Here is a 7,814-nt window from a genome sequence, read left to right on the forward strand (position 1 = left end):
AGCGTTTAGGCTATGGGTCTTGTTGTTGTGTGGTTTCAAACCTGCTGGAGCGCGGCGCCACCGATGGGGTCTGGCTCGCCGAAGATGAAACGCGGCCTGAAGACGTAAAGCAGCGACGGCATCACGAACAGGGCGGAGAAGGCCGACACGCTCAGCCAGATGGCCATCAGCAGGCCCATTTCGGCCTGGAAGCGCAGCGAGGACACCCACCACAACAGAGTGCTGACGATCAGCACGCTGGCGGTGACGATCACCCCCATGCCGGAGGAGTGCAGCGCCAGGCGGATGGCTTCTTCGGCGGAACGGCCAGCGGCGATTTCTTCCTTCACGCGGTCGGCGATGTAGAAGGCGTAATCCACACCCAGGCCGATACCGAGGGCCGCCACCGGTACGGTGTTGATGTTCATGCCGATGCCTTTCCAGGTCATGAAGGCGAAGGTCAGCATGTTGGAGATGATCACGGGCACCATGAACACCATGCCGGCGACGCTGGAGCGGTAAACCAGGGTGCAGAGCACCGCGAGCACCAACAGTGCCAGGGCAATGGCTTCTATCTGGCTGGACAGGATGATCTCGTTGACCGCTGCCATTACACCGATCAGTCCGCCTGCCAGGTGCCACTGGCCTTCGGCCAGGGGGTGGGTGGCGATGAATTCCTTGATGCGCGCCACAGCGGTGCGAATGGTCTCGCCCTGGCGGTCGCGGAACATCAGGGTCACCGAGCCATTGGCGTACTGGTCATCGGCGAAGCGGGAGATGTCACCCGGCTCGGAAACCGAATCCAGCATCGCCATCAGGCTGCCATTGATCGCGCCGCTGTCGCCCAGCTCCAGGTAGCGGGGGTTGCCCTCCCGCAGGCTGGCGTTCACATGGGGCAGTACATCAGCAATGGATAGCGAACCACCCACTTCTGGCTGTGCCTCGATGAAGCGCTGGAAAGCGTTCATTGCGTGCAGCGCGTCATTACCCTTGATCAGGCCCGGATGGCCATCATCACCGAGCACCACGAACATCCGATCGACACCTTCGAATCGGCTGTTGATCGCAGCGGAGTCACGGTTGTACGTCGACTCCGGCCAGAGGATCGGCGAGCCCGGATTGGCATCACCTATCTTCAGGTTCAGCGAAAAGAGACCAGCACCCAGCACCACCAGCATGCTCGCGCCCAGCACCACATAACGCGCACGCGACAGACTGACCCGCACCGCCAGGTCGAGCACCTTGCGCAGCAGCGGCAGGCAGTCGATCGGATGGGCCACGCCATGGGGCTTGCGAATGTACGACAGCATCACGGGGGTGAGAATCACGGCGCTGACCGTCAGCGTCGACACCCAGACCACCGCCAGTACGGTGAGCTTCTGCAGCATCGGGATCGGGCTCAGCGCCACCACCGCCATGCACGCAGCGTCGGCTATCACCCCCAGCATGCCCGGGCGGAACAGGTCGGCCAGGGCGACCCGCGCGGCGATACGCGAGACATCGGCGCCAGGCGGCAGCAGCTCCAGCTCGTCATCGAAGCGATTGACGATCTGCACCGAGTGCGACACCGCCCGCGAGGTGATGAGCATGGCGACCACGATCACCAGCGGCTCGAAGCTGATATTCAGCAGCCGGCAGATGCCCAGTGCCCAGATCGCGCTGACCAGTCCCGCCAGCAGCGGCAGGGTCAGGCCGCGCCAGGTGCGCAGCAGCACGAAGAGCATCACCAGGGTCACCAGCAAGGCGGCGGCGACCAATTGGATGGTCTCCGGCAGATAGTGGCCTACCCAGCCATAGAGGATGGGGTCGCCCACCACACGGATCTTCACATTGCCGTCGTCAACCTTGGCGATGAGGTCCCGGATCTCGTGGAACACCTTGGTGTAGTCGACCTGCTGGTCGATGAAGTCCACCGTGATCAGCGTGGCCTGCAGGTCCTTGGACACATAGGGGCCGTAGACCAGCGGGTTGCGCAGCACGGCCTGCTTGAGTTCGGCCATTGCCTCGGCATTGGCGGGCAGGTCCGGCCACATCAGCGGGCGGCTCTCGATGCCGGCCGTGGAGGCACGCACTTCCTTGAGCTTCTTCGAGGCCAGCGAAGTGATCTGGTACTGGTTGACCGCCGAAACCTCGCGCAGCCCCAGGGTGACGGTGCGAACCTTGTCCAGCACAGCGGTCTGGAAGATATCGCCCTGCTCCACCTCGAACATGATGGTGACCATGTTCGAGCCGCCGAAGGTATCCTTGAACTTCTCGTGGGTCTGCACGTACTCGTGGCGCGATGGGAGCATGTCCTCGAAGACCGTGCGGACTTCGATATGCAGGGCGAACCAGCTCAGGCCCAGGGTCAGGAGCAGAAGGCAGCCCGCCACCCAGGCGCGCCGACGAATGCAGAACTCGGCTATGCGTTCGATCATGGATTGTTCTCGACTGAAAAAGGCCAGGAGTGACTTCATGGCTGCAGCTCCGACCAGCGCTGGCCGTTCCAGCGGCCGATATCGGCGCCGGCCAGCCAGATATCCGGCCCAACGGCCAGGGCACGGGTGTGCCAGGCACGGCTGCGCTCATCCAGGGCGCCGGTTTTCCAGCCTTCGTCGCCGCCGGAGACCCAGCGCCCGAGCGCGCCGCTGACGAACCAGCGTCCCTGTTGCGGAATCCAGAGGACGTCGAACAGGTGGTCGGTCACCCCCAGCGCGACGCTTTCCCAGCTGTGGCCGCCATCGCGGGTAACCAGCAGGGTCCCCTCCAGCCCGACGGCTACACCGTTCTGCGCATCGCGGAACTGAACCGACATCAGCGAGCCGGGAACCGGCGCCTCCAGCTCCTCCCATTGCTGGCCCTGAACATCGCCGATCAGGATCCGGCCGAACTCGCCGACCACCACCAGGCGGCCGTCCTCGAGGATGGCCACATCATTCCAGGCGACATCCTCCTCTTCGCGCAGGCGCTGCCAGCTCTGGCCGTAATCGCGGCTGATCAGCAGCGCACCCATCTCGCCGGTGGCGATGGCCACGCCACCCTGAGCGACCCGCACCCGATTGAGCTTGTTCGCCACTTCCGAGCGCGGCACGCCGGTGGCCGCCTTCCAGCTCTCACCCGCGTCCTGGCTGTACAGGACCACGCCATCGTTGCCGACCGCCACGGCATGGCTGGCATCCCAGATGGAGATGTCCTGTAGCGTACGGTCGGTGGGCGTCGGCAGACGCCTGATGGCGCCATCGGCGGCAATCGCCAGGATCTTGCCGTTGGAGCCGCTGGCCCAGACCTCGCCCGCGGGCGTACGGGCAAGACCGTAGAAATGATCCCGGCGCTCCAGCGCCGGCGGCATGACGGTCCCGCCGACGGGCTGCGGCTTGATGAAAAGTCCAGCCCAGAGCAGACCGGCAATGATCGCCCAGGGCAACACCGCCAGCAGGGCCTTGCTGGCACGCTGCGCGGCGCTCGGTCGCGAGATCCGCAGGGATGAGGATTGATCGATGTTGCTGAGATTTGACATGGGGCGAGTCCACGGCTTTCGCGTCGATTTCTTGTGGTGGATCGCCTGACAGGGCAGGCAACTCAACTCTAGGTACGCCCCGCCAGCCGAACTATCCCGTCACTGCAAGGCTTGTCCCCCAGGCGCAGGTATTCGTATCCGCCCGCTGCACTCGCGGGATAGCCGGTGGCCCCGGGAACGGGGCCTGGACGGCGTGGACAGCCGGATACGGCGAGCGCAGGGGTCAGAGCTGGAAGCGGCTGACCAGGGTGTTGAGACGGCCCGCCAGGGACTGCAGGTCGTGGCTGCGCCGGCGGACCTGGCCGGCACTGCGTGATGCGTTTTCCGCCGAGTCGGCGATGGTCACCAGGCTGCGCGACAATTGCTCGCTGGTTGCCGCCTGCTGGCCGGTCGCCGTCGCGATCTGCTGACTCATCTCGCGAACCTCACCGATCATCTGGGTGATCCGGTGCAACGCCTCGCTGGCGTCACGGGCACTGGCGACGTTGGATTGCGATCCCTGCCGGCTCTGCTCCACCATGCCGACCACCGTCTGCGTGCGCTCCTGGATTGCCGCGATGCTGCGGTGCACCTCTTCCGTGGAGTTGTGCGTACGCCGCGCCAGTGCCCGTACCTCGTCGGCCACCACGGCGAATCCCCTGCCCTGCTCGCCGGCACGGGCCGACTCGATGGCGGCATTGAGGGCCAGCAGGTTGGTCTGGTCGGCGATCTCGCGAATCACCGCCACCACGCTGCCAATGGTCTGGCTGCTGTCCTCCAGTTGCTCGGTCAGCGCAAAGATTTCCTCCAGCAGCGCGGCGTTGCGGGTGATCGCGTCGGCGAGGGCGGCCACCGTGCCCTGCCCCCGGGCCACCGCCTGGTCGCCGTCGCTGGTGGCGCGGGCCGTCAGGCCGGCATTTCCGGCGACCTCTTCCACAGTGGCCGCCATCTGCTGCATCGCGGCGGCAAACTGTCCGATCTCGTCGCGTTGCGCATCCACGCCAGCTCCGGCTGCCTGGCTTTCCTGCTGGAGTGCCTCGGAGGTTTCGTGCAGGGTCTGGCCGGTACTCTTGATCTCGGCCACCAGCTCGGCCATGGAACCGATGAAGCGATTGAACTCCCGCGCCAGGGTCGCCAGTTCGTCGCGCCCCTGGACCGGCAGGCGGGCACGCAGGTCAGCCTCACCGGAGGCCAGCTGCCTGACCCCCAGCACAACGGCGTTCAACGGCCGCGCCAGAGCCCGGCCAAGCAGCAGGATCAAGACCGCAGCAATCAATACAGCGGCCGTCCCCAGCAGCAACAGCTTCATCGCCAAGGCCTTGACCCCACCCAGGACTGCGGCACTGGGCAGGGCCACGCCGAATGACCAGGGCGTTGCGGTATCGCCGATGGCCACGGGCACGGCGAGCATGAAGATCTCCTCCCCCATGGCCGGCGAGACGAAGCGCAGGGTCAGTGGCCGCCCCTGGCGTACCGCATCAATCATGGGTTGCAGGTATTCGCCCATGAAGTCGGCCTCGGTTTCGGCCTCCTTGCGTCCGATTCGGCTCGGGTCGGGATGTGACACCAGCGTGGTGTCGTGGGCGGTCAATGCAGCCAAGCCCACCCCCAGCGGACGCAGTCGGGCCACGCTGGCCTGGAGCTGATTTGCGTCGAGGCCCAGTCCCAGGCTGCCGACCACCCGTCCGTTCTGGCGTATGGGAATCAACAGCGGAATGGCCAGCCGCGCGCTGCCGAGCCCCGGCAAATTACGGGGTGGATCGACCCGTTCGCGCCCGACTGCATCGCGCCCCACCAGTTCGGCCAGGGACTGCCGTTGTTCTGACGAGGCCGGCAGGATGCCGGCTCCGTCACGCAGCCAATAGACCGGCGTGCGCCCCTCCCCCTGCGACGGCAGCCACCAGGCGGCACTCACCTGGGGGCTGGTGTGCAGCAGGGTCTCCAGCATCTGGTCGGCGGTGCGGCTGTCCACCAGCTCGCCCTCGGCCAGCTCCCGACCGAGCAGCTCCCCCGTGGTACGCGCCGAATACAGGGCACTGTCGAAGTAGGCGCCGATCTCGGCGGCCTGCTGGCGGACGATTGCGTCCACCGCTACTTCAGCCAGGGCCTCGGTCGAGACCTTGCTCGACTGGTAGACCAGCAGCACGGTGGCCAGGTAGACGAGGATGGTCAGCGGCAGAACGGTGAGCAGCAGTTTGTTCTTCAGGGAAAGGTTGGCCAGCATGGCGAACTCCTTGTCGCGGGTGGCTGGCGGCACATCCCTGGCCCCGCGGATTCAATGGCTATGTCTGGGTCGAGCATGGGCGGGCGAAGACACGGGGCGCAGCTGGGCTACGGCCGTCCTTTTCGCGAATGAGTTCGCTCCCACAAGGCAGGTCGATTCTTTGTGGGGGCGATTTCAATCGCTGAGGGCAGCGGAGCTGCCCCTTCAAGTGCCAATTGGCAGACCTGCGGTCTGCATAGCGATTGAAATCGCCCCCACAGAAAGTGCAGACGGTCAGGCCTTGCGCGCTGCCAGCAGATCCAGCGCGACGTCGACGATCATGTCTTCCTGGCCGCCGACCATCCGGCGCTGGCCCAGTTCGACCAGGATGTCGAGGGTCTTCAGGCCGTACTTGGCCGCTGCCACTTCGGCGTGGCGCAGGAAGCTCGAATAGACTCCGGCGTAGCCGAGGCCCAGCGTCTCGCGGTCGACCCGCACCGGGCGGTCCTGTAGCGGCCGCACGAGGTCGTCGGCGGCGTCCATCAGCCGGTAGAGGTCGGTGCCGTGGTTCCAGCCGAGGCGCTCGGCGGCGGCGATGAACACCTCCAGCGGCGCGTTGCCGGCGCCGGCGCCCATGCCGGCCAGGCTGGCATCGATGCGGTCGCAGCCCTCCTCCACCGCGACGATGGAATTGGCCACGCCGAGGCTGAGGTTGTGGTGGGCGTGCATGCCGGTCTGGGTCTCGGGATTCAGCACCGCCTTGAAGGCGCGCATGCGCTCGCGGATATCCTGCATGTTCATCGCGCCGCCGGAGTCGGCCATGTAGATGCACTGGGCGCCGTAGCTTTCCATCAGCTGGCCCTGCTTCGCCAACTCTTCGGCCGGAATCATGTGGCTCATCATCAGGAAACCGACGGTGTCCATGCCGAGCGAACGGGCGTATTCGATGTGCTGCTTCGACACGTCCGCCTCGGTGCAGTGGGTGGCCACCCGCACGCTGCGGGCGCCGGCGTCATAGGCGGCCTTGAGGTCATGTACGGTGCCGATTCCGGGCAGCAGCAGCACGGTGAGGCGGGCGTGCTGGATGACGTCCGCCGCCGCTTCGATCCACTCCAGGTCGGTGTGGGCGCCGAAGCCGTAGTTGAAGCTGGAGCCCTGCAGGCCGTCGCCGTGGGTGACTTCGATGGCATCCACCTTGGCCTGGTCCAGCGCGCGGGCGATGGCCTGCACCTGCTCAATCGAATACTGGTGGCGGATGGCATGGCTGCCATCACGCAGGGTCACGTCGGAGATATAGAGCTTCTTGCCGTTCATGCTGCGTCTCCGTGGTTCATCGCCTGGGCCATGCGCTCGGCGGTGGCAAGCGCGGCGGAGGTCATGATGTCGAGGTTGCCGGCGTAGCTCGGCAAGTAATGGGCGGCGCCTTCCACTTCGAGGAACACGGAAGTCTTCAGCCCAGAGAATTTCCCGTGTCCAGGGATATTCAGATCGCGGACCTCGTCGAACTGCACCTTCTGCTTCAGGCGATAACCCGGCACGTAGGCCTGCACGGCGGCGGCCATCTCCTCGATGCTGGCTGCCACCTTGGCTTGATCCGCCGCTTCGCTGAGGACGAACACAGTGTCGCGCATCATCAACGGCGGTTCGGCCGGGTTCATGATGATGATCGCCTTGCCCTTGGCCGCCCCACCGATCACCTCGATGGCCTTGCTGGTGGTCTCGGTGAACTCGTCGATATTGGCGCGGGTGCCGGGACCGGCGGATTTCGAAGCAATCGAGGCGATGATCTCGGCGTAATGCACCTTGGCGACACGGGACACGGCGGCGACCATCGGGATGGTGGCCTGGCCACCGCAGGTGACCATGTTGACGTTGGTCGCGGCGAGGTGCTGCTCCAGGTTGACCACCGGCACGCAATACGGACCGATTGCGGCCGGGGTCAGGTCGATCACACGAAGACCGGGCTTGTGGCCCCGCAGCAAGGCGTCATTCTTCACGTGCGCCGACGCACTGGTGGCATCGAAGACGAAGTCGATCTCGTCGAAGATCGGCAGGCGGGTCAGGCCCTCCACGCCTTCATGGGTAGTGGCCACGCCCAGTCGTGCTGCGCGGGCCAGACCGTCGGACGCCGGGTCGATGCCGACCATGGCGCCCATT

Annotated in this window: 5 protein-coding genes; all 5 read right to left on the minus strand. The window is 65.7% G+C overall.

The features are described from left to right. Positions 1 to 35 precede the first annotated feature (35 nt). Positions 36 to 2,396, minus strand: coding sequence for an MMPL family transporter (locus tag E8F11_RS10600; protein WP_280288798.1), 2,361 nt, complete (start codon positions 2,394 to 2,396; stop codon positions 36 to 38). 35 nt (positions 2,397 to 2,431) lie between these two features. Continuing rightward, complete coding sequence (locus tag E8F11_RS10605; protein WP_280288799.1) at positions 2,432 to 3,475, minus strand: YCF48-related protein; 1,044 nt, start codon at positions 3,473 to 3,475, stop codon at positions 2,432 to 2,434. Positions 3,476 to 3,698: 223 nt separating this feature from the next. Then, positions 3,699 to 5,678: a methyl-accepting chemotaxis protein gene (locus tag E8F11_RS10610; RefSeq protein ID WP_280288800.1), complete on the minus strand. Its 1,980-nt coding sequence runs from the start codon at positions 5,676 to 5,678 to the stop codon at positions 3,699 to 3,701. A 273-nt stretch (positions 5,679 to 5,951) separates the two neighbouring features. Beyond that, positions 5,952 to 6,971, minus strand: coding sequence for a 4-hydroxy-2-oxovalerate aldolase (dmpG, locus tag E8F11_RS10615; protein WP_280288801.1), 1,020 nt, complete (start codon positions 6,969 to 6,971; stop codon positions 5,952 to 5,954). Next, on the minus strand, positions 6,968 to 7,814 hold an 847-nt coding region (locus E8F11_RS10620; protein ID WP_280288802.1), incomplete at its 5' end, for an acetaldehyde dehydrogenase (acetylating). The genes E8F11_RS10620 and dmpG, both read right to left, overlap by 4 nt.

It is taken from the genome of Pseudomonas sp. BN417 (assembly GCF_029871205.1).
Classification (GTDB): Bacteria; Pseudomonadota; Gammaproteobacteria; order Pseudomonadales; family Pseudomonadaceae; genus Metapseudomonas.